This is a genomic window from Falsiporphyromonas endometrii (genome assembly GCF_042654485.1).
In the GTDB taxonomy this organism is placed as follows: Bacteria; Bacteroidota; Bacteroidia; order Bacteroidales; family Porphyromonadaceae; genus Porphyromonas; species Porphyromonas endometrii.
The window spans coordinates 1-596 of record NZ_JBHSGO010000002.1 but is presented as its reverse complement, the minus strand read 5'-3'; the positions used below and the strand labels follow the sequence as shown (position 1 = coordinate 596).

Here is a 596-nt window from a genome sequence, read left to right as displayed (position 1 = left end):
TGCAGGACATCTCCAAATGCTTCGAGTTGCTTTATGGTAAAGAGATGAGTACGAGCAGTATCAACCGTCTGAGCATAGGAACACGCTCCCGTGTGGAAGCCTTTATGAGTCGCAAGCTTCCCTGTCGTCTGGAAGCTCTGATCATCGACGCCACCTTTATTCCGGTCAGGCGCGGAGGCAGTTGTACCAAAGAGGCCTTTTTTGTGGCCATGGGTTTAAGCGAAGACGGGCGACGTGAAATTGTCGGGATCTACAACAATCCCACCGAGGGAAGTCATATTTGGAGAGCCTTCTTTTCCGACTTGAAGGCACGCGGTCTGAAGGAATTGAAGCTANAAGTGGCTTCGGAGTGTTTTAAGGGGGTGTCGGTTCAATTGTGTACCGTTCACAAGAAGAGGGAGCTTCAGGCCAAAGTGAGGCCGCGGGACAAGGCTTTGTTTTCATCGGAATTGAAAGAGGTATTCGGTACGGAATCTTCTGTAAGGAGTTCTCGAGAAGGGGTGGAACGAATGAAAGCGTTTTGTGCAAGATGGGGCAGGAGTTATCCTTTTCTTTTGAAATTCAGAGAAAGTCCGAGGCTTCCGTTCTATTTCACC

General features: G+C 49.2%; 1 protein-coding gene. It reads left to right on the top strand.

The genetic code is table 11. The features are described 5' to 3' along the window. Positions 1-44: 44 nt before the first annotated feature. On the top strand, positions 45-596 hold a 552-nt coding region (locus ACFO3G_RS00015), incomplete at its 3' end, for a transposase (protein WP_465254275.1).